The sequence below is a fragment of the Sedimentibacter sp. B4 genome (assembly GCF_000309315.1).
In the GTDB taxonomy this organism is placed as follows: Bacteria; Bacillota; Clostridia; order Tissierellales; family Sedimentibacteraceae; genus Sedimentibacter; species Sedimentibacter saalensis.
Window position 1 is genome coordinate 1 of sequence record NZ_CANG01000574.1, and the last position, 260, is coordinate 260.

Consider the following 260-nt stretch of genomic DNA (forward strand, 5'->3'; position numbering starts at 1 on the left):
CTCGTCCAGCTGGCCCATCCACCACTCGGGCTCGTCGCTATCCTCCTGGACGAGGCAAAGGCAGAGGCCTGAGAAGCAGAGGATGACGGTGGGCGCCAGTTCGTCCAAGTTGGTCAGAGTTGGCCTCTGGTCAGCCACGACGTAGTGGGCGCTCGGATCAAGCAGTTCTGCACTCGGCTCGATTGTGCGGACGCGCTTGAGCGTCCAGCCATCAGGCAGAAGCGATTCGTCAGCCACATGTTGATTATCCGACACGGCCT

Annotated in this window: 1 protein-coding gene; it reads right to left on the reverse strand. The window is 61.2% G+C overall.

Features of this window, described 5'->3' with window-relative positions; genetic code table 11:
- The coding region (locus BN358_RS27760) for a hypothetical protein (protein ID WP_232233178.1) at positions 1-237 on the reverse strand (237 nt) is incomplete at its 3' end.
- Positions 238-260: the final 23 nt, after the last annotated feature.